The 22338-nt window shown below is 55.3% G+C and carries 21 protein-coding genes; 7 read left to right on the top strand and 14 right to left on the bottom strand.

Annotation, left to right across the window (positions count from 1 at the left end; all coding sequences use genetic code 11):
• Window positions 1–100 precede the first annotated feature (100 nt).
• Window positions 101–592, bottom strand: coding sequence for a molybdenum cofactor biosynthesis protein B (locus tag ACLHIJ_RS00305; RefSeq protein ID WP_411298184.1), 492 nt, complete (start codon window positions 590–592; stop codon window positions 101–103).
• A gap of 339 nt (window positions 593–931) precedes the next feature.
• Between ACLHIJ_RS00305 and modA the strand changes: the two genes are divergently transcribed.
• From modA to ACLHIJ_RS00275, 6 genes are all read left to right on the top strand, one after another.
• Window positions 932–1768 carry a molybdate ABC transporter substrate-binding protein gene (gene modA, locus ACLHIJ_RS00300; protein ID WP_411298183.1) on the top strand — a complete coding sequence of 279 codons (837 nt, stop codon included), beginning with the start codon at window positions 932–934 and terminating at the stop codon, window positions 1766–1768.
• Between the two features lie 165 nt (window positions 1769–1933).
• A complete protein-coding gene (locus tag ACLHIJ_RS00295; RefSeq protein ID WP_411298182.1) occupies window positions 1934–4129 on the top strand; it encodes an ABC transporter permease in 2196 nt (731 codons plus the stop codon).
• 192 nt (window positions 4130–4321) lie between these two features.
• Complete coding sequence (locus ACLHIJ_RS00290; protein ID WP_411296606.1) at window positions 4322–4591, top strand: GlsB/YeaQ/YmgE family stress response membrane protein; 270 nt, start codon at window positions 4322–4324, stop codon at window positions 4589–4591.
• Window positions 4592–5297: 706 nt separating this feature from the next.
• On the top strand, window positions 5298–6803 hold the full coding sequence (locus ACLHIJ_RS00285) for an SLC13 family permease (RefSeq protein WP_411296605.1): 1506 nt from the start codon (window positions 5298–5300) through the stop codon (window positions 6801–6803).
• 18 nt (window positions 6804–6821) lie between these two features.
• Complete coding sequence (locus ACLHIJ_RS00280; RefSeq protein ID WP_411298181.1) at window positions 6822–9092, top strand: sensor histidine kinase; 2271 nt, start codon at window positions 6822–6824, stop codon at window positions 9090–9092.
• Complete coding sequence (locus ACLHIJ_RS00275) at window positions 9089–9577, top strand: response regulator (RefSeq protein ID WP_411296603.1); 489 nt, start codon at window positions 9089–9091, stop codon at window positions 9575–9577. Before ACLHIJ_RS00280 ends, ACLHIJ_RS00275 begins: the two co-directional genes overlap by 4 nt.
• Window positions 9578–10218: 641 nt before the next feature.
• Here ACLHIJ_RS00275 and ACLHIJ_RS00270 read toward each other — a convergent pair.
• Entirely contained in the window at window positions 10219–11295 is a 1077-nt protein-coding gene (locus ACLHIJ_RS00270; RefSeq protein ID WP_411296602.1) for a hypothetical protein, read from the bottom strand.
• Between the two features lie 80 nt (window positions 11296–11375).
• On the opposite strand from ACLHIJ_RS00270, the gene ACLHIJ_RS00265 reads away from it, so the two are divergent.
• Entirely contained in the window at window positions 11376–11525 is a 150-nt protein-coding gene (locus ACLHIJ_RS00265; RefSeq protein ID WP_411296601.1) for a hypothetical protein, read from the top strand.
• 374 nt (window positions 11526–11899) lie between these two features.
• Here the strand turns inward: ACLHIJ_RS00265 and ACLHIJ_RS00260 are convergent, their stop codons facing one another.
• The 12 genes from ACLHIJ_RS00260 to ACLHIJ_RS00205 form a co-directional block, all read right to left on the bottom strand.
• Complete coding sequence (locus tag ACLHIJ_RS00260; protein ID WP_411296600.1) at window positions 11900–12136, bottom strand: hypothetical protein; 237 nt, start codon at window positions 12134–12136, stop codon at window positions 11900–11902.
• A gap of 365 nt (window positions 12137–12501) precedes the next feature.
• Window positions 12502–13332 carry a HesA/MoeB/ThiF family protein gene (locus ACLHIJ_RS00255; RefSeq protein WP_411296599.1) on the bottom strand — a complete coding sequence of 277 codons (831 nt, stop codon included), beginning with the start codon at window positions 13330–13332 and terminating at the stop codon, window positions 12502–12504.
• Window positions 13325–13654: a MoaD/ThiS family protein gene (locus ACLHIJ_RS00250; RefSeq protein WP_411296598.1), complete on the bottom strand. Its 330-nt coding sequence runs from the start codon at window positions 13652–13654 to the stop codon at window positions 13325–13327. Before ACLHIJ_RS00250 ends, ACLHIJ_RS00255 begins: the two co-directional genes overlap by 8 nt.
• Window positions 13655–13709: 55 nt before the next feature.
• Window positions 13710–16232 carry an HAD-IC family P-type ATPase gene (locus ACLHIJ_RS00245; protein WP_411296597.1) on the bottom strand — a complete coding sequence of 841 codons (2523 nt, stop codon included), beginning with the start codon at window positions 16230–16232 and terminating at the stop codon, window positions 13710–13712.
• A gap of 49 nt (window positions 16233–16281) precedes the next feature.
• On the bottom strand, window positions 16282–17775 hold the full coding sequence (locus tag ACLHIJ_RS00240) for a DUF1846 domain-containing protein (protein WP_411298380.1): 1494 nt from the start codon (window positions 17773–17775) through the stop codon (window positions 16282–16284).
• Window positions 17776–18092: 317 nt separating this feature from the next.
• Window positions 18093–18365 (bottom strand): hypothetical protein, encoded by a 273-nt coding sequence (locus ACLHIJ_RS00235; protein ID WP_411298180.1) that lies wholly within the window; start codon window positions 18363–18365, stop codon window positions 18093–18095.
• Window positions 18366–18369: 4 nt separating this feature from the next.
• Window positions 18370–19575: a peptidoglycan DD-metalloendopeptidase family protein gene (locus ACLHIJ_RS00230; RefSeq protein ID WP_411298179.1), complete on the bottom strand. Its 1206-nt coding sequence runs from the start codon at window positions 19573–19575 to the stop codon at window positions 18370–18372.
• 78 nt (window positions 19576–19653) lie between these two features.
• On the bottom strand, window positions 19654–19914 hold the full coding sequence (locus tag ACLHIJ_RS00225; protein WP_411297319.1) for a hypothetical protein: 261 nt from the start codon (window positions 19912–19914) through the stop codon (window positions 19654–19656).
• A 17-nt stretch (window positions 19915–19931) separates the two neighbouring features.
• A complete protein-coding gene (locus ACLHIJ_RS00220; RefSeq protein WP_411297320.1) occupies window positions 19932–20435 on the bottom strand; it encodes a hypothetical protein in 504 nt (167 codons plus the stop codon).
• A gap of 2 nt (window positions 20436–20437) precedes the next feature.
• Window positions 20438–20752: a hypothetical protein gene (locus tag ACLHIJ_RS00215; protein ID WP_411297321.1), complete on the bottom strand. Its 315-nt coding sequence runs from the start codon at window positions 20750–20752 to the stop codon at window positions 20438–20440.
• Window positions 20753–20787: 35 nt separating this feature from the next.
• Window positions 20788–21333: a hypothetical protein gene (locus tag ACLHIJ_RS00210; RefSeq protein ID WP_411298178.1), complete on the bottom strand. Its 546-nt coding sequence runs from the start codon at window positions 21331–21333 to the stop codon at window positions 20788–20790.
• The gene (locus tag ACLHIJ_RS00205; protein ID WP_411297323.1) at window positions 21326–22333 is read right to left on the bottom strand and encodes a hypothetical protein; all 1008 of its coding nucleotides are present in this window, start codon (window positions 22331–22333) and stop codon (window positions 21326–21328) included. Before ACLHIJ_RS00205 ends, ACLHIJ_RS00210 begins: the two co-directional genes overlap by 8 nt.
• Between the last annotated feature and the right edge of the window lie 5 nt (window positions 22334–22338).

Raw genomic sequence — 22338 nt, 5'->3', positions numbered from 1 at the left:
ACGCAGGAAGATAAGCCTCAGATTCCTGACCCGAATTATTTATAGACGCAGAATCCAGCCCCGACGGATCAGCATCTGCCCTGCTTAAACGGGAAATCGCTCAGTGATCGCTTCCACGCACCTGGTCAATCGTGTGCTCCAAAATAGGCAGCAGCACGTCCAAAGTATCGCTGACCCCGCCGACCGATCCAGGCGCATTGACCACCAAAATACGGCGCGGTCCTAACACCATCACGCCAGCGCGCCCGCGCGAAAGCAAAGCCCCCGGCACGCCTTTGTTCATCCCGTACATCCGAATCGCCTCGGCAATCCCCGGAATATCAAAACGCAGCAGCGGATCCATCGCCCGCGCAGTGTAATCCTGCGGGGTAATCCCCGTCCCGCCAGTGGTGAGCACAAAATCAACAGTATCGAGAGCCACCGTTTGGACGGCCTCCGCGATAGCGCGCACATCATCATGCACAATCATGGTCTGCCGGACCTCAATGCCCGCTTCAGTTAGACGCTGCACAGCCGTCGGCCCAGAAATATCTGTGCGTTCGCCGGTTGAGCATCGGTCAGAAATTGTTATTACTGCGGCTGTAATCGTCATACTCCCATTCTAGGGTGGCGTTTGGGCAGGGTAAATATGCCGGTAGCTTCACGCTGGTAACTCAGCCGTATTGGCAACATTTAGCGCCCTGGTTAATCACTTTTATCGTTAAGGATTTGGCGTTTTTTCCGACGTTTTTCGCACCCATTGCGCGAGGTCGCCGCAGCTTTGCCGTGCTAACCTCTTCCGCTGCGATATTGCCACGACATCCCGCCCACCATCCTGCTAGCATCGCGGTATCGCTACGGTAGGGCGAACAAAGCTACCGTCACACGTCCTATCACCGGAATCGCATCACTCCGGTGGCGCCTAGGGACCTACGATGCACAGGAGATACAGATGAATATTCGGAAGATTGCGCTCTCATGCGCGCTTTTGTTAACCCTTCCACTGGCCGGATGCTCTCAGAGCGGCAAGACCGAAAATACTGAAAAGACCGACGCCCCCGCGACCAGCACCGAATCCACATCCACATCCACATCCACAGCAAGCGAATCAACAGATTCTGGAGAACTGACGGTTTTCGCGGCGGCCTCACTCAATACCGCTTTCCCGCAGATCGCCCAAGACGTCTTTGCGAAAAAATATCCCCATGTGAAAGTGAACTTTTCTTTCGAGGGTTCTTCCTCCCTTGCTGAAAAGATACTCGCTGGCGCAGATGTAGACGTCTTTGCCTCGGCTGACGAGAAGAATATGTCGAAAGTCAAAGAGTTCGCTCCAACGCCCGTTACGTTCACCAAAAATACCTTGCGCCTGATCGTTCCCACTGGCAACCCTGCCAAGATCACTAACTTGGAATCCGTCAACGGCACAAAATTCGTCGTCTGCGCCCCACAAGTTCCATGTGGTCGCGTCACTGGGGAGCTAGCCAAAGCAAAAGGCATCACCTTCCAGCCGGTTTCCGAAGAACAATCCGTGACGGATGTGCGCACCAAAGTGGAATCCGGTGAGGCTGACGCTGGACTGGTTTACTACACCGACGCCCTCCTCGCAAAAGGCAAGGTCGATATTGTGGACATCCCCGGCATGGAGGACGTTGGAACCTCCTACCAGATCGCAGCACTAAGCGGATCAACACATAGCGATTGGGCTGCCGCCTTCCTCGAATCCGTCTCCTCACCGGAGGGGCAAAAGATTCTCGCCACCTACGGGTTTGGCACTGGTAACGGCAAATAGCGACCAGGTGGGTGAGTCGTCATCCCAGCAACTCACCCACCTCAACCATTACGGCAATGAGCATATTAACCTCACACCACCTCCCCACCCACTTACCTACTATCCGCCCGTCACCCATCTATGACCCATCGCCTGATGGATCTGGCGAGTTTGAGGATTTCCACAATGAAACAGCTACGCGGTATCCCTCACTGGTTTTGGCTTCCGGCATTAATTGCCTTCGGAGTGCTACTGCTCCCGCTTGCCGGTATGGCGTTTCGGGTACCGTGGGCAGAACTACCTGCTATTTTGAGTTCCGAGGCCTCGCGAGAAGCCCTAGTGCTATCGCTGCGCACCTGTGCCGTTTCAACAATATGGTGCATTCTCTTCGGAACTCCGCTGGCATTAATCCTGGCGCGAGCAAGTGAGGGTCATCGTCCCATCTGGCTCACTCCACTGCGCGCTTTCATCCTTGTTCCACTCGTCATGCCGCCTGTGGTTTCTGGTCTGGCACTCTTGACCACTTTTGGGCGCCGCGGGGTATTTGGACCCTCCTTAGCGGCCTTCGGCATTAATATCCCATTCACGACACTTGCCGTCATTATCGCCCAAGTCTTTGTCTCCTTGCCATATTTGGTCATGACGGTAGAAACTGCCGCTAAAACAGCCGGTTCTCAGTTAGAACATGCCGCCCGTGGTTTGGGCGCCTCACGCTGGATCCAATTTTCACGCATCACTGTTCCGCTGCTCGGACCTTCCATTATTTCCGGTGCGGCCTTAAGTTTTGCTCGCTCGTTAGGGGAGTTCGGGGCGACGATTACCTTTGCCGGTTCTATGCAGGGCACTACTCGTACACTGCCGCTGGAGGTGTATCTTCAGCGGGAACAGGATACGCCTAGCGCCCTGGCCCTCAGCGTCGTGCTCATTGTTATCGCATTAATCCTCACTGCCGCCACCACGGTTATTGAGGCGCGCAATATGCGACGTTTTCGCGCGCCCAAGGGATTCGTGCCAGATGCAGCCGGCGATTTTTCGTCAGCCCAAACCACACCAGGATTCCCGCAAGCCAGATCCCAGGCACTGGAAACCGTCTCGCATGAGCTGGGGGAAATGACCGCAGACGAGGCGCGGCAAACTGCGTCTCGTAGATCAGATGCAGTACCGCATACAGCGGCGAACACAGCTCTCAACCCGCGTTTGGCTTCTCATCGCTTGCAGGATCTTCACGCAGTTTCGCGCACGCAAGCAGCGGCTACCTCGTCGGGTCTTAGCCAGCCAGCCACTGATTCGCCACGCTCAAACGTATCCGATCCGCATATCTCACAAGCGCTGGTCGCCTCCTCGCACTCCGGCGCCGGCTGCACCTTGCATGCGTGCGTCCCCGAGCGCGGAGTTGACTACAGGTTGCGCGTTAATCCGGGGCAAACTCTTGCCCTCATCGGCCCGAATGGTTCGGGCAAATCCACTGGTATCCGTTTATTAGCTGGGGATATTACTGACCCGCATTCGCAGGTGGACGCCCCAAAAATGATCGGTTTTCTTGACCAATCTCCGCAGCTTTTCCCGCACATGTCCGTCCTTGAAAACATTGCTTTTGGCCCGCGCTGCCACGGGATGAGCACCTCAGCGGCTCGCGAGCGCGCCCAGCATGAGCTTGCCGCCGTAGGGTTATCTGCCTATGCGCATAAGGCCCCGTGGCAGCTATCTGGCGGGCAGGCCCAGCGGGTGGCTCTTGCTCGATTGTTGGCAGTTGATCCGCAGCTACTTCTGTTAGATGAGCCTTTCGCCGCCCTGGATTCTGCGTCATCGGCTACGTTGCGCTCCCTTATCGCTGAGCGCACTGCTGGTTTAACGACGGTGATTGTGACTCATGATCTGATTGATGTGGTGATGCTGGCCGATCAGGTGGCCGTTCTTGAAGATGGCGCATGTGTCGATCTGGGCTCAATGGAGCATATTCTCACCCATCCGCCGACTGCTTTTGTAGCGCGTTTTGCTGGAGTCAATATGCAAGTTGGTCGTTATGACGGGCAGGTGTTGCATACTGATAACTCTCAGGTGCGTGTTGATGGCATGACGGAGGGGGTTGTGGACTCTCCTCGGGCCGCAGCCGTATTTGATCCGACGGCAGTTACTATTAGGCGAGAACCCTCTGCTGGATCGCCTCGAAACGTTTGGGCCGGTCAGGTGCGAGATGTTCATACTGGACCGAGCGGGGTGGAAGTCAGTATTGACATCGGTACCGATCACGTGGTGCGTTCGGTTATTACGACGCGCGCTGCTGCGGATTTATCTTTGCATCCTGGCAGTAACTTGTTCGTAGAAGTGAAGGCGATGCAGGTGCGAATTATTCCACTTAGCTCAGAGCGTACACCCCAATAATCCGACAAAGTAGACTAACCGCACGCTTTCTCTAGCCGTTTTATGCCATCATGTCGGTATTTTCGCGAATAAAATTTCAGCAAACCCTTGCACACTTGCTCTATTGAGATGCGAGTTTTCCCTAGAAATGTATAGTAAGTAGCCGTCTGCAATCTTTTGCAGATAACCCCTATCAGAAAAGGATATTTAACAATGGGCAACATCATTGGAACCATCATCTTTGGTGGGATCATCGGCTTTCTCGCCCGCTTCCTCCGCAAAGATGCTAAGAACGTCTCGGTGATCGCCACCGTCGTCCTCGGCGTCTGTGGCGTCGCGATTGCCAATCTTATCCTTGGATTGTTCCACTACTCGGCAAACACTCCAGGTATCGACTGGTGGCGTTGGATTATCTCGACGATCGCCGCAATGGTAGTGATCGGTGTATATCTTGGCATGACGGGAAAGAGCTCCCGGAAGTAGCCCTCTCACCAATCACTCATCACCAGATGCCGCGTAAGACAACAACGCATTTGGAAAATCTCATAAAACAGCGTGGCGTGGCGGCGAGTAGAACACTCAGCCGCCACGCCACACATTTACCCTCGTTACACTGCACTATCCCCTACCACACCACCAGCAAGATCGCAGCTACCCCTCGCTCCACCACGCACACATATCGGGCGTACCCGCACCACGCCGAGATCCACACACAAGCCGGCGCATGGAAAAGGCGGGCGACCTTCCACGCAATAGGTCGCCCGCCTCCGGGCAGACTAACTGATGCTGTCGAAGGACTGCACAAATTTCCTTCTCATCCGCTAGTCACGGCTATTTCCATCACACACACGAGAGGATTTTTCTCTGGATAACTCCTCGCGATGAATCCAGTATGGCGAACCAGTCTTGGATATCCATTAACTGATCCTGGGAATTTGCTGGGATTTTCAATACCCGAAAATGGCGACATGTTCTGCCGTAAAAAATCCCCGCACCACCTACTCCCATTCCAACTCCCACACATCGCCACCCCGATCCACATACCCCGAAAAACACAGCAATAACCCACGGCCTGCTCCGCCGTCGCAGCCATCTCGTATCGATTAGCGACAAAAGCGCCCCCGATTATGTTGCCTACAACATAAGATAGATGTGTCCGTGACCATATCGACTATATGAGGCCGCCACCATGCCGACCCCTGCGCACACACCACCACGCCACCCACGCCCTGCTCGCCGCTCAACCGGCCGAGGATCGGCCAGCGCACAACCACCCGCAGCACACCGCCGAACCCGACTCGACCTGAAACAAAAAATCGGCCTCCTTATCGGCGCCATCGTATTCCTTCTGCCCTTCATCATCGACATCCCCAACCTCGCCGAACCTGGCGAACGGATGCTATCCATCTTCCTGCTTGCCATCGTGCTGTGGATTACCGAACCCATCCCCCTGACGGCCACTGCCGTCCTCGTCATCCTCCTAGAAGTCCTGCTCATCTCCACCGACGCCATCGTTGACCCAACCGGCGGCAACAGCGAACTAGCCGAAAAAATCCTTAGCCCCGCAGCCTACTTCGCCGCCCTAGCAAACCCCGTTATCATCTTGTTCCTCGGCGGATTCATCATCGCGCACGGCGCCGAAAAATACGGTCTAGATAAAAACCTCGCATCCGTGATGCTGCGCCCCTTCTCCGATAAAGCCCGCGCAACCACTGCCGGACTCATGCTCATCACCGCCGTGCTATCCATGTTCATGTCCAACACCGCGACCACTGCCACCATGTTTGCCGTCGTCGCCCCAATCTTGCGCTCCCTGCCCGCCGGCAAAGCGCGCGCCGGCGTTGCCCTATCCATCCCATTGGCCGCAAACGTCGGCGGAATCGGCACCCCAGTGGGCACTCCACCGAATGCCATCGCCGTCGGCGCACTCGCAGAAAAAGGCATCACTGTTTCCTTCGTGGACTGGATGATTATGGCGATCCCCTTCATGTTGATCGTCCTCGTATTCGCCTGGCTCTTCATCTGCTTCATGTTCCTACCCGCCGACGCACGAATCCACGTCGAAATGGACTCCCAATGGGATCGCTCCACCGACGCAAAAATCTTCTATGCCGTCGCCGCCCTCACCATCGTGTTATGGATGACCGAACCGCTACACGGAATCTCCTCAAATATCGTCGGATTCTTCCCCGTCGTTGCCCTACTATGCTTAAAAGTCATGCACGGCGCCGATATTAAAGTCCTGGACTGGCCCGTCCTCTGGCTCGTCTCCGGCGGTATCGCATTAGGAAACGGAGTCGGCGCAACCGGACTCGACGATTGGCTAGTTGGCTCCGTGCCCTGGAAATCACTCGGCGCGCTGTGGATCCTCGCGATATTGGCACTTATCGGTTTCGGCATGGCGAACGTCATTTCCCACTCCGCCTCCGCTAACCTCCTCGTCCCGCTGGCCGTTTCCCTGGCCGTTTCCCTCGATGACGTCAATGCCATCACGATCGCCACCGTAGTCGCCATCTCCTGCTCACTGGGCATGTCAATGCCGATTTCCACCCCACCGAACGCAATCGCCTACTCAACCGGAGAAATCAAGATCGGCCAAATGGCTATCGTAGGCATGGTAGTCGGAACAGCAGCCACCGCTTTGCTCGTCTTTGCCGTGCCCTACCTATGGTCGGCTATGGGCTTAGTCAGTTGATAAACAGGTGCCTGATCCATGAGCGAATCCACCTCTGATCTCGCAGCGATCGACAAGCGCCCCCTGGATCTTGTCGTCGTCGGTGCTGATCCTCTGACGGCGGCCATTCCGCTATGGCTCACCCCTAAGCTAGACGGCGAATGTCATATCCACCATGCGACGAGCTTCGCTGAACTCCTCGCAATGGAATCAAAACTCATTGAACTGGCCGTCGTCACCCTCACTGTGGATAACGCAGGCATTCCCCCAGAACACCCCATCCACACATTCTTGCGCAACCCCGCCCACGATAACGTCCGTATCGTGATCCTCACCAGCGCAAAAGAAGTCAACGGGCTGAATGCGCTCGCAGATATGGGACGCTTGAATCTCTTAGGCTACCTTCCCGATTTCCCACAAAAGGCCTTCACCCGCGACATTCGCTCCCAAATGCGCCGCTATCGGAAAAACACACGGCACGCCGCACGGCAACGCCACGCCGCTGCCGCCGCACACGCAGGAAATCCACTATTGCGCTGGGCTAGACGCCGCCATGCCACCACCACTTCCCAAACCGCGCCACCCGCGCCCGCGTCAGAACGTAGCCCCAACAGCACGTCTTCCCTCACTTTTCCCGCCTCTCAAACGCAGCCGCTTTCTTCAAGCCCGCCCCCACCCATGCCGCCACAGCCGGCGCCTTTCGCTCCCGCCACGCCCGTCAGTTCCTCATATACTGAGCAGCTCGATAGCGAACCGTTGTCCGCAGAAGAACGCTTCGCCCTCAACCTTGACCTATCCGATCTGGAAATTATCCATCGAATCGTCGATTCTGCTGATCACCTCCTCGGCTTCCAACCGCGAATCAATTTCCCGCCTGACGTCTGCCTGACGCGCGAAGGGCTGCGAGTTGAGGAAGTCGTTCTCGCCCTATCTGGCCAAGTTTCACTGGAACGCGCCTCCGATGCCGGAGACATCACCATGCATCACGCCTCAACAGGTCGGCTTATTGGCATGTTAGCCATGACCTCCGGGCGTCCCGCATTCTTCACCTCCCGCACCACCACCCATGTCGTCGCCGTCCAGCTCACCTTTGAACAGCTCAACTACATCTGGAATCACGACCATGATGTGCCCTCCCTTGTGGCTGCCCTGTTCGTGCGCTCCTTTGACCGACGGTTACGCCGCGCGGAAGACATCCAAATAGAACAATACGAACTCACCACCCAGCTTGAACAGGAACGCCACAATCTCGCTCTCGCCCTGCGCAACCTCGAAGCCGCGCGAGCTGAGTTGATGAGCCAAGCGCGCTTCGCCTCCCTAGGAGAGTTGGCCGCCGGTGTGGCACACGAACTTAATAATCCGATGGCCGCCATTGACCGCACCGCCGATCACCTACTCCATGCCGTCGAATCCCTCATCGCCACCTGCGGGGATAAGAAATGGGCCCGACGCACCCTGGCAGCCCTGGAAGCCGCTCATGACGCGCCCTCGTTGACAACCCGCGAAGCGCGCAGTGTTCGTCATGAACTGGAAAACGTCGTCAAGGATCGCGCGGTTGCCCAGCGTCTCGTCCTAGCCGGAATTCACGATCCAGAATTCGCCCGTGAAATCACCCGCTCTCGGCACATGTCCTTGGAAACGGTGGAGCTGGCGGCTTCTATTGGCAGTGGGCTGCGCAATTTAACCACCGCAACTGACCGGATCACTGAACTCGTCTCCTCTTTGCGGTCCTATGCGCGCCCAGACGGAGATCCGATTGTGGATATTGACGTCCACGTCGGCATCGATGACACCTTGCGGCTGCTATCCCACCGCCTGACCCATATCACCGTTGATCGGGATTACCACACCTTGCCCCGCATCACCTGCCATCCTGGGCAGCTATCCCAAGTGTGGACGAACCTGCTGACGAATGCCGCAGAAGCTATGGCAGAGCAGAGCGACGCCCATATCACCATCACCACAGGTCGCTTCAGTGATACCCATATCAGCGTCAAGGTTGCCGATAATGGCCCTGGTATTCCTCCCACCACTCAGGCCCATATTTTTGAACCCCGATTCACCACGAAGAATGGGCAAGTTCGATTTGGCATGGGAATTGGGCTGAGTTTAGTGCAAAATATCGTTAATCGGCACGAAGGAAAAATCACTGTTGATTCCAGCCCCGCTGGGACGACGTTCACCGTCATTCTGCCCATTGACGGTCCTGGATCCTGCGCTGGCACAGAGGAATCCACCACTGCTATCCACCGCTTTTCTCCTGACCCAACCGAATCCGGCCACATCCCTAAAATTACGGAGGAATTATGAAACTCACGATCCTAATTGTCGAAGACGAGCCAGAGGTGCGCGCCGCAGTTGAACGCGATCTTATCGAGTTCTCCACCACTGTTCGGATTGAGCCCGCACAAGACGTGGCTGACGCCTGGGATGTCATTGACGAAGTAGACGCCGACGGTGATCTCCTTGCGCTTGCTCTGTGCGATCATCGTATGCCGGGTACCTCGGGAGTGGATTTCCTGGTGCAGATGATGGATGATGAACGCACTGCCGCAACTCGTAAGGTTTTGGTAACTGGTCAAGCCGATCTCGCTGATACCATCCGGGCGGTCAACGATGCCGATCTCGATCACTATATTGCGAAGCCGTGGGATCCTGACGAATTACACGATACTGTGCGTCGTATGCTCACCGATTATGTTGAGCTGTGCGGGATTAATCCACTGCCACATCTAGCGGCTTTGGATGCGCAGCGTGCAATGGAATTGACCCGTAACGCAAGCTGGGCAGACTAGCGCGAGGAAAGCGATCAATGATCTGTACCGATCTGTACCCAAATCTCCGTCGATCTATATAAAAAGCTCTGTGTGCCGAGATCCTTATACGTGAAGCATGCAGGGCAGGTTTACCGGCAGTTCTATCCGCGATGACGGGCTAGCTCGTATCGGTTGTTTTAGTACGCCTGCAGCCAATGATCGCGGCGATGTTCATTGGCTGCGGTTTATTTCATGGTCGCAGTTTGTTTCATGGTTGCAGTTATGTTTCATGGTCGCGGCTGTTTTTAGTGGCTTCACGTTTGGCAAGTCGGTATGTAGTGGCTCGAGTCGCGGCTGCTTAGTTGGTGGCGGCTTAGGGGTTAGGGCTTAGCGGCTCAACTTTTTGACGGCGTATTTGGTAGCCACTTATTCCTTGATAGCTCGCTTCTTAACGGCTGCGGGCACACTCCTGGTGTTTTGCACTATTGATTAACCTAGTGGCGCGCCGTGAATAAACGTGATTTCCGAGGAGAGGAGGAAACCGACTTTTGGCGGGCACACACTTTTGCTGGGCACTTTGAGGTGGCGTATTTTTGACGAGTGTAGTTCCACTGGGCGCACCTCCAAAGGCTTGCTTTCCCGGGCGTGCCTCGTCGTTTATTTCCAGTGGGTGAGTGAGCCTATTCCTGATCGAGACGCCGCCAGCGCGCCCTTAGCAGCACATGCGGCAGATAGATTAAACCCCACATGGCAAAACCGAGGTAGAGCATGAGCTGTTTGGGCACTCCGGACATCGCCTGCCCGGTCGTCCACATCCATAACGATGCCACCGTAGTTATCACCATAGTCAGTAACGTCAGCGGCAGCTCTACACGAAGATATCGCCGACGCTCTAGAGCCTTTCGCTCTACAACTCTCGTTTCATAACGTGCCTGCCGCGCCTGTCTATACTCGTTATCAGCGCGATATTGCGCCACGACCGAGACGGCCCGATCTGGTTCAATGGGCGCAAAAATGGGAACTTTGGCTGCCGAATACCAGCCTTTAGTTCTCTGATACGTTCGCCGATCTAACGTGATCTGCGTATTGCCTTCTGGCAGGCTGACCCTAACGTAGGGTTGAGTGATTGGATACGATGGATAATCGGCGACGGCATGAACAAAAGCTCCAGCCACTGCAAGTTTAATTCCGTCCTTTTCAGCTTGCTCCCGAATAGCACATAAATGGATAAACACATTCGATTCTTTTTGCCGCCACATCTGGCAGCACCTCGCTAAGGATTCCGTCTGTGAAGAATACGTGTGCTGCCCTGCCGGATCGCGCAACACCATACATGCCTGGGTGAAGTCTCGATCATTGGGATTCCATCCTGGATTCCACTCAATGTGCCAGGTTTCTACATGCCCAGCAATTATCACCGGAATATCGTAGTGCTGAATATCTTGGCTTGGATCGTCGGGAATACCGGCAGCGTATTGCGCCCGGACTTTCCGACGTAGCTCGTCACAGATGCCGTAACCGGAGCATATTTTATTCCACAGATACTCGTAGGCGTCACGAGAATCCGCGAACCGCTTTTCATCGTAGAGATATCCCCGCTCGGCATACCCCACCACGACAACCGGAGCTCCATGCTGCTCTTTAGTAACCAAATGCCATCCTTCGGTGAAACCACTCGACTCCGATAGCGCCTGGTCAATTCCCCGCCCTGGAATCCGCAGTCTATTACTCAGTTCAACGAACTCATGCCGATCCATCGTCACTTCCCTACGCGGTAGTTTGTGTAACTATCTGCCAGTTTGCGGTTTCCCAGTAAACACATCTCATATCCAACAACATGAATGTAATAATTCACAGCATACCCAGTGACGCAGAATTATCCGGCGGAGGAACGTATCAGCCAGTACTCAAGTACGCGCGCCTGATCTTTTTCGGTAATCGGGCGAATGCGGATCTAACTCTCTTCGGTAATCGGGCTGCTCGTTAGATATTTCGGACCTACCTGCCAATAAGTGAGCCAAGCATTGGTCATCGTAGCTCAATCGTACTGGTTTACCTATCGCTGATCTAGCCACCTTTCGGCAATCTGAGGTTGTTTAATCTTCCTACTTGCGAGCTGCCTGTTGATAGCTGCCTATTTTGGGTAGTTCGCCTGTTAGTAGACCGACGTGCCAGTGTTTGCCTGTTAAGTAGAGCAGATGCTGATTAGTCGCGCTGGTAGGTTGCCTATGCTAGTGCCACTGGTAGCGTCTGTTAGTAGGATCCTGCTGGTAGGTTGCCTACCTATTAACCGCACGCTCTCGAGCCGAATACAGCGCTTTGCACAATCCGAGAAATATGACCGCGCGATTAGCTGAGGCGTCACTGGTCTGCGTGATCTGCTGAGGCAACCGCGATCTGACCAGCAGCGCTGATTCCACGTACTCTCACATGCTCCCAAGCTAACCCGACGTATTCACACCGATTGACGATTAACTCTTTCCATATTTCGCCGAGATATTCGCTGCCTATGTGCTCTTTACTTGCGCTCTCAACCCCAGGCATATATTCATCAATCTCGCTGGCGAATCTGCCAACCGAGATACTACTCTCGCCCACACAAGGCTCCCAAGAAGCTGACACGCTTCAGGTATTCGCGACCTACGCGATCCTCCTCGTGCGCTGACCTGACGAGACACATCCATCAATCTAACCCCTGAATGCGCCAACCGTAGCAGTGCCCCGATCATCCCAAGCGGCTAACATATCGCTGAGCTGGTTAACGTCCTCGTTGCCTGGCTGGCAGTGTTGCCATTAATCGATTTGGCAGTTTCATTTGACCCAACTGACGATCTCATTGAACTAACTGACATTTTTCATTGATCTGGCTTGCCAAAATGGCACTCGACCGTCGGCCATCCCTAACTCCTCACCCAATTGACCTCGCCGCACTCTGGCAGGCGCACATATCAATCCGACAGGTTTTATTCACCCGACGGAGTATCGGTATGCGACACACGCGGCACAATTGGGATCTCATGCGTGCGAGCCGTAAGGGCGTCAATAAGCAGGATCCTCCCCACGAGCGGTACACCAGCTCCAGTGATGAGCTTGATCGCTTCGCTTGCCATGACGACCCCAGCTTGCCCAGGAACCGCCCCCAGCAAGCCCACCTGGGCGGTGGGAGGCACCGCCTGCGGCGGTGCCTCGCGCGGGAAAATATCCCGCATCGAAATCCCGCGCGGGCCGGGGAACCCGGCCGCCACCGCCCGAGGCCCGCTCCAGAACACCGACACTTGCGCGTGCCACCCGAGGACTGTGCCCCACACCAGCGGGATCTCCGCTTTTGCGGCAGCGTCACTGATGAGATACCTCGTAGGTAAATTATCCGTGCCGTCAATAATGAGATCCCACCCGTGCAGTACCTCGTCGATATTCTCGCTATCTAGGCGCAGTGCCATTCGTTCAATGCGTATTTCTGGATTGAGCTCTCGTAAGCGCCGCGCCGCACTATCAACTTTCAGTTCCCCAATTGCCGCCGTTGAATGAATGATTTGCCGTTGCAGATTCGTCAGATCTACGCGATCGTTATCCACAATCCCGATAGTTCCCACACCTGCAGCCGCCAGGTAGAGCAGAACCGTTGATCCCAGACCGCCTGCACCGACCATCAGCACCCGAGCGTTAAGCAAACGCCGCTGACCGATCATGCCGATCTCTTCCCGACTAATATGCCGAGCAAAACGTTCCTGCTGCTCAGCACTCAGCTCTGCCCCGGGCGCAACCAGCGGCGCAATTGTGCCGCGCTCACCCACGAGCGCCCACGCCTTGGCTCGCAATCCGATGACGTTTCGCTACCTGAGGCAAGATCACCGCATCCGGATCACCACCCGCAAACGGCGGCAAAATATCAACATTCACTACCTCGCCGCTGAGCTCAGCCTCCCGCTCGGCATAGCTGCCATCCACCAAAAAAGACGATATATCGAGCACATGAGCCATTCGCTCACTCGGATGCCGCCGCATAATCTCAGCCATTAGTTCGCTGACCCGAACCGCCGTCGGAAACTCAATCGTCTCTACCTCTCGTTCGGCTGCCGCCGCGACCGCAGCAAAATAACGCAACTGAATCTTCATTCACTTCCCTTATCCACACACCACAACACCGCTAGCTCCAGAACGTGCGATTGCGTTACTTTGCGCTGCTGCGCTCCTCGCTGTGCGTTACCTCAGAATCAAAGAACGGCTCTGGCTTCCACAACGGAGTCGGATCCTCAGAGCGCATCCGATTCCACCACCATACGCCTTCTACACCGAGTGCTCCCACTACCCCGATCACGCTCGCCACTATCATCATCTGTACATTCGACGAATCCAAGGAGAACATCCGCTGCGTCACCGACCAGGTAAAAATCACCCCATAACCCACAAGTGGCAAAATAATCAATGCTAATTTCCACGGGGAAAGTGGACGCGCAATGCAACACAACACCCAGGAAGAAGGAATAATGAGGGCCGCCAAAGCCGCCGTGGACTCTTGCACGTGATGGTCGGGCACATGCCCACCAGAGACCACAAGATAAGCCACCACCGCCGTCACCCCGACGATCACTCCAGCCGGCACCGCAAAATGCAAAACACGCCGGACGAAATGCGATTTTGCCCGATTGTTATTCGGTGGCAAAGCTAAGAAAAATGCGGGAATTCCAATAGTAAACCAGCCGGTAATCGTGACGTGAATAGGCACAAAGGGGAACGGCACCGACGCGCCCGTGATGAGAATAGCCAAAATCGCAGAGTAGATCGTCTTTGTTAAAAACAGATTAGCCACTCGTTCGATATTGCCGATCACTCGGCGCCCTTCTCCCACCACATACGGCAAAGTCGCAAAGCGGTTATCCAGTAGCACAATTTTGGCCACCGCTCGGGTTGCCGCTGAGCCTGAGCCCATCGCCACCCCAATATCGGCATTCTTCAAAGCCAAAACATCATTGACGCCATCACCCGTCATTGCCACCGTATGACCAGCCTTTTGCAGGGCCTTAACCATCGCCTGTTTCTGATCGGGGCGCACTCGACCAAATGTACGATTGCTGGTAATTACCTCGTCAAACTCAGAATCCTCGATATGCCGAGCATCCACCGCCTGGCCCGCATCTATTCCTAAACGATTCGTTACCGCGGCAACCGAGGTCGCGTTATCCCCGGAAATGACCTTTACATCAACATCTTGACGGGCAAAATATTCCAAGGTATCGGCAGCATCTGGGCGGATGCGCTGCTCGAACACCAATAGCCCAACCGGATGAACCTGCCCCGGGGCATTCTCTTGATCCACCGGCGTCTCGCACCATCCAAAGACGATCACGCGCTTGCCCGTAGCACCGATCTCTTCCGCCTGCTGACCCAGCGGATGTGACTGCGCCAAAACGTCAGGCGCACCCATCACCCACGAACACGGGGTACTACCGGCAGAACCGGCCTGCGCAGTGCCTGCCCCCGAAGAACCCACAATCGTAACTGTGCCCTCGGCAAAAGTAGCCCCAGACCATTTCTTCGCTGAAGTAAACGGCTGACGGGCCACAACTGGCCACGGCTGCTGCGTTAACGGGAACTGCTCCATTGCCGTCTGTGCCGTCGCATTAGGGGCTGGATCCGTTGCCAACAATTGAGCTAAAGCCCCAGTTGCCGCATCGCGATCCATTCGCGCATCCTCAGCGATCACTAGCTCGGCAAACTCCAAGGTGTTCTCCGTCAGCGTCCCCGTCTTATCCGCACATACGACGTCCACGCGCGCTAATCCCTCAATAGCGGGCAGCTCCTGAACCAAACACTGACGCCGACCCAAACGGATCACACCCAGTGCGAAAGCCGTTGAGGTAATCAGCACTAATCCCTCGGGAACCATCGGCACAAGCGCGCCGGTAATGTCGAGAATCATTGACTGCCAACGGGAAACCCCCGAACGCATTTGAGAAATAACCGTCACGATTCCCACCGGAATGAGCACCCACGTCACGTAGCGCAATATCGAATCAATACCCGCCTGCAACTGGGAACGCGCCAAGGTGAAACGCGAAGCCTCCTGAGCGAGCTTCGCCGCATAGGATTGCGCCCCCACTTTCGTCACCACGTATGAGCCCGTTCCGGAAACCACGAAAGAACCAGACATCACCGTATCGCCAGCTTTTTTCGCCACTGGATCCGATTCACCAGTCAGATTCGATTCATCGACGGAAAGATAATCTGAGGTTGCCACCTCGCCATCAACCACGATCTGATTGCCAGCCGCAAGTTCCACAAGGTCATCTAACACAAGATCCTCTTGCTTCACCTCTACGACCGTGCCATCCCGCCATACGCGCGGATGCTCCTCGCCGATAATCGACAGCGATTCCAGGGTGTGCTTCGCCCGCAACTCCTGAATAATGCCAATCGCTGAATTCACCACAATCAACAAACCAAAGGCCGCATTAATCCATGATCCAGTACTGAGAACCATAACCAGCAGAACCGCTAAAATCGCATTAATTCGCGTAAAAACGTTCTGTTGTACGATCTGGCGAACAGTTTTTCCAGTACGCGGCGGTAGCTCATTCGCCCGCCCCGCAGCTCGGCGCTGTTCGACCTGCTCTGTGGTTAACCCCGATACCCGACCGTCATGCGGCTGCGTCGGTGCTGTCATATCTGTATGAGTGTGGTCAGTTTGGCTCATGCCAACTCCCTGTATCCGCCTTGCGGCATTATTCATTGCGTAAACGCAATTACTTCTTGCGGTACAACGTCTTGCGCTGATACTTCGGTTCGCACGTGACGAGCATTCCAAGATTACGGAAAATGCCTTCATCTACCGTGCCCAGAATCGTTGTGGTATGCACATCACATCCGGCCAGACTCTGCAACTGTTCTAAAGCCCGACGGGCATCCTCGGATTCACCAGCCGATACCGACAAGGCAATCAACACTTCGTCGGTATGCAACCGTGGATTACGTGACCCAAGATGAGTGGTTTTCAAGGTCTGAATAGGCTCAATGGAACGCGGGGAAAGCAACGGAATCTCTGGATCAATCCCTGCCAGATGCTTCAAGGCATTCAACAACATAGCCGCCGAACACCCTAAAAGTTCCGAGGTTTTGCCCGTGATAATCGTGCCATCTGGCAGCTCCATCGCACAGGCCGGAGCGCCGGTACGCTCCTCCAACTCGCGAGCTGGAGCAACCACGCGACGATCCGCTACCGTCGTACCAGCTTTCGACATGATGATGGCCACCCGATCAGAAATCGTCGAATCCAGATCGTTGGCCTGCTCATCCACTAATGCCTTGAAGTAGCGCCGCACAATCTCCTGGCGAGAAGCCTGCCGAACTACCTCGTCATCACTGATGCACATACCCGCCATATTCACACCCATATCCGTTGGAGAGGCATACGGACACGATCCGGCCATCGTCTCTAGCAGCGACTTCAACAGCGGAAACACCTCAACGTCACGGTTATACGAGGTGACTTGCTTGCCATAGGTACTCAAATGGAACGGATCAATGACGTTAATATCGTCCAAATCAGCCGTTGCCGCTTCATAAGCCAGATTCACGGGATGTTCTAGCGGAATATTCCAAATCGGGAACGTCTCAAATTTGGCGTAGCCTGCCTGCTTACCCCGCTGATACTCGTGATAAATCTGTGAAAGGCAGGTCGCCAGCTTGCCCGAACCTGGGCCAGGAGCTGTGACGATAATGAGATCCCGCGAGGTTTCAACATAGTCATTAACCCCGAACCCTTCCGGCGAAACGATCCGGTGGGTATCGGAAGGGTATCCAGCAATAACGCGATGCTTGGCCACCTTCAAGCCCAGCCGCTGTAGACGTTCAATAAAGGCCTGCGCTTGCTGGTTGGATTCATCCATTTGCGTCACGACGATGTTTTCCACCAGGAAACCGCGCTCCCGGAACACATCAACCAGGCGCAAAACGTCATCCTCATAGGAAATCTGCAGATCCGCGCGCTTCTTCTGGCGTTGAATATCCTTGGCATTCAGGCAGACAACAATCTCGATTTCGTCTTTGATCTGTTCGAGCATGACGATCTTGTTATCCGGGGTGAACCCAGGTAAAACCCGAGAGGCATGGTGGTCATCAAAGAGCTTCCCTCCCATTTCCAGGTAGAGCTTGCCGCCGATAGCGTCGCGGCGCTCCTGAATATGAGCAGACTGCATCTCAATATATTTATCCCGATGGAAACCAATCGACATAGCTATTCCCTTTCCTGTCGAAAGTCTAAGCGAGAGCTTGACGGATACGAAACATACTGTGGAAGCACGTGGCATGTAATGGAAATAAAAAATCGGGACGTTGATTCAACGTCCCGAAAGAGATGGCGGTGGAGGAGGGAGCAGAACCCTTCCGCATGGTAGAAGGATTTTACGCGTTTTCGCCCCACTTCCACCCCGCTTTTTCGAACACATGTTCGCCCCACTTTGTGCACTTCACCACACTCTGCCCCACTTATAAAAATAGGAGGGCTGACTACCACACTCCTCGCATGCGATAGCCAGCCCATACCCATTATTATGCGTTAAACATCCGCCACATGTTTTCCGTGTCCACTAGTTACCGTGTTTACCCCGTCTGTGGTGGGGATGTCCGGCGCGTCTTGTGGGTGTTTGGTTGGTCGGTATGCCAACGCTGTGCCGGAGGCGGTCATGCCGAGGATCGCGGCGGTGAGGGTCTGCCATAGCGGGGATGTTGCCTGATCCACAATCCCATAGGCTGTCAGGATTGCTAGCCCTGCTAGAGCAATCCCGTAGATCCAGGAACGCACGTGCGGCGCAAAAATCGTATCCATCATGTTTTTATCCTTTCCGTGTTGTTGCCAGGACCCGCTGGAGAGCTTTAATGGTTTCCCCGCCGAATTGCCCATCGAGTAGGCAGCCGGCGTATTGCCCGAGAGATTGTAGGTAGCGTTGGGTTTCGTACACCGTGTAATAGCCCAGGTCGCCATCTACCGTGTAACCCACATAGAAGCCCCTGGTTTGTAGCCATTGTTGCCAGGCCTGCCAGGTGTAGCGTCCGGGCTGCCCGTCGATCTCACGGGCATAGACATGCCGGTCGCGCAGAAACTCTTGCAGCCCTTTAACGGTTTCGCTACCAAAATCCCCGTCAATAGAGCGCTCATAGTAGGTGATTTTCCCGTCTCTGTTCTCATCACCAGCATTAGTGCTAGTGGTGGTCTGTGGTGTGGGTGCGCCTTGTCCGGTTGTTGAGCCGATTATTACCCCGTGGCTGGCGAAGTCCTCACGCGGATTCCGCGTCTTACCATTAACATCCCAACATTCGAAATGTAGGTGCGGTCCGGTGACGTTACCTGTTGCGCCCATGAGTCCGATCTGTTGACCGAGTGCCACCTGTTGACCGACCATAACCTGGATAGCCGATAGGTGCCCGTAGTATTGGCGTTCCCCATCAGGGTTACGGATCAGAATCCCATTACCTGACCTGCCTGCCACAGGTGCCCAGCCAGCTTTTTCTACCACCCCCGCATAGGCGGCATAGACCGGTGTGCCCGTCTGGTTCGCTATATCAATCCCAGCATGCAACATGGCAGGAATATTCACGGATAGGCGGGGCCGCCAGCCGTATTCCGAGGCGACCATCCCTACCGCCGGTGAAGCCATACGTGTCATATTTCCTCCTTGTGTGAAAGTGTTCAGAATATTTGCCCCGGTCCAGCCCCGACCGGTAGCGGGGAAGATACCCACCCCCAGATCCGGGTTGCGGGCTTCGATTGTTGTGCCATCCCCACGCGAGATCGCAATATGGGTCGGCGTCCAGAGGAACGCCCCACGAGTAGTAATGCCTTCCTCGACGCTGATCTGTCGGCCCATGACTGCTAGCGCGGTCGAATGCCGATCCTCACCACGGGCAAGCAGCCCGATCTGTTGGAGCCCCCAGACGATCAGCCCCGAACAATCAAACTCGCCTGGACCATCCGCGCCCCACACATACGGGCAGCCCGCTTTGGACTCAACCAGACGCATAAACGTCTCTAGTTCCCTCATCAACACCCTCCCTTTACTCGTGCTTTTCGGGCATAAAAATAGACCCACATCGGGCCTTACACATGTTTTCTTTTTTGGTTATTCCTCGTTACGTATCGTCCACTCCGTCCAGGCGTCCTCAGGCACATCAGGCGGGTCAATCCCATGCTCAATCATCATCTGACGCAACACCGAAACGTATTCACGTAACTCCATACGCGCCGCATGCAGCGAATCCATTTCCGTGCGAGACTTACGCCGCGAACGCCGCCGCTGTTGCACCCCAGACACACCTTGTTTCAACAACTCAACCGTTAACGTCGAGCCAGCGATCAAACCAATAATCGCCCCTGCATCCATCTAGTCCCACTCTCTTCCTAGCCTGCCGCGATAATCCCTAGCTCTTGCTCAGCTGCCACATGCAACCGTGCCTGTGTCTCTGGTAGTAACGGACCTTTACCAAACGCATAGGGCATGTGAGCCACCCGGCGAAACCGCGTGAACCCAAAAAGCACACCGAGGAAAATAGAGCACACAGAAGCCAACGGGGCGTGTAACAGCAAGTCACGGTGAACAAACAACTGGGCCGTGACTAGTCGGAATCCCCAAATCGCGAGCCCGCCAGCCATCGCTAACGCCGATAACCGCTCCAACCAATAGGCGCCCCGCCACGCTGAGGGCATACCCGTACAACCAGCAAACACAAGCAGCAACCCACACATGAGACGCAAACACGCAGCAACCGGGGATACTCCAGGCAGGTGGAGTAAAAGGTCGATGCCGACCAGTAGTGTCAGTCCGTAGGCTGCCACCATTGCGGCGGTGACCGCCCGCGGCTCTTCCAACGTATGCCACAGCGCTATAACAAGTTTCTTCGACATGACTAGACCACCACCCCAAGATCCGTGGCTGTACCCGTCTCGCAGGTAACACACTCACGTACCGTGCTGATAATCATCTCGTCAGTAATCACCCGTGGATCAAAACCAATCCGACCATGAGCACCCTCATAGGCCTGAGCCTGGACCGCCTTATCATAGGCTTCGATAATCGGTTTACTTGCCGCGATCTTACCTAAAAACCGTGCCGTGAAATCATGAGCGTCTACCACACCCACCAGTAACGCCGCCGTATAAACCCGGCGACGAAAATCCTCATCCTCAATCAACGCATTCAACGACGTCAACGCAACCATCACTAATCAACCCCTAAAATATTGTTCCTACAGTTTCTCTATGCTGGGACGAGTTCCCAACGCAGCTTCTTCACCTTCGACGCATCCTGATCAGCCAACTGCCAAATACAAATCCACGTACCAGAAGCGTCCTTTTGCGAGGTGTAAGACGATACGAACGTCACCGACGCCGAATCCACAACCTCATAATGAAACCCCCACCCAGACGGAGGAGTAAACGGAAACGGTACCCGGATCTTCGCCCACGCCAACGGAGCCATATACCCAAACCCAAACGACGGCAGAGACTGAAAACCAAAACGGTTATACGTTTTACCGTTGATAGTGATTTGGGTTGGTGAGACTACTTCTGGGGGCGGCCCGCCACCCATTTTGCCCATCACGATCAGACGCCTACCCACCCGCAGGCATAGCACTCGATCCCCTGGGGTGAGTGCCACCAGGGTGCGCGGAGTCGTTCCCAGCGGGGCTGCCGCACCGTCCTCCCGTACCCGTAACGGGTTCACTGAGGCGACCGTCGCCCAAAACCATCGTTGGCCCGTATCCGTATCGGGCGCGAATAGATCAATAAACGGGTTAGCCACCACGCACCTCCCTTGATGTGACCATCATTAACGCGCCTGCCTGGCAGGTAATCCGGATCTCCTCCACCGTTTCCCGCCCGCCATCACGACCGGCGATCACACTGTTTAACTCCAGCGGGGACACCTCCACCGAACGGCTACGCGTCCATGTCGCCTGCTGAGCCTCGCGTAGACGCCGCTGTGCCATCCCATCCAGCACTGCTTGCGATGTTGCCTCTACTGACTCGTCGTGGATGGCTCGCCAGGTGCCTGTGCGGGCGAAATCCTCCCGGTCTTGCGCCACCGCGATCAGATCCGGCGCGTCACCATCCCCGCGAGCCTGAAGTATCACCTTGTTCGCGGCGGTTTCCGGAAAACTTGTTGTCACTTGTGGCTCGTAAAGATCCCGCCCGCCAGGCGTGTAGACCCGCACCACCGGACGCAGATTCGGAGCCGTATAGGGGGTGACGCGATACTGGCCGGAATAGTCGGTGTAGAGAGCGAAAAAACCGGCCGCGTCCAGCAAATCATTGATGATCCGTAGTTTTGATGTGCCCGGATCGAACACCATGTCGGTGCGTAGGGTTTCATCCCGATCCGTGATAGCCACACCTTTCTCGCCAGTCGATTCCAACAATGCTTTAATCCGAGCGGTGACTTTCGATCCCGCGACTTCTGTGTGAACCTGCTCGACCTTATCCAACGACGGGATACGGGTACGGTCATACAGGTTGAACGACAGGGAGCCACGCGAATGGGTCAGCCCTTCTGTTTCTTTACAGGATTCCGGTTCAACTAGGTACACGCCTAACGCGACCGGCGCAGCCTCGTCACGCTGATACATCGGACGTATCCTATGCCGCCACCAGTCCACACCCGGATCGCCCTGGGTTTCCATCTGGCCATCCCACCGGATCTGCCGATTCACATTCCCCGTCAACGACAGCGACGTGAAACGATCCAACCGGCCAACCAGCACCCCCTCACGGGTTAACACATCCACCCAATAGCGCTCCCGCATACAAT

The organism is Trueperella sp. LYQ141, assembly GCF_046599555.1.
Classification (GTDB): Bacteria; Actinomycetota; Actinomycetes; order Actinomycetales; family Actinomycetaceae; genus Trueperella.
This window is presented reverse-complemented; position numbering and strand designations above follow the sequence as displayed.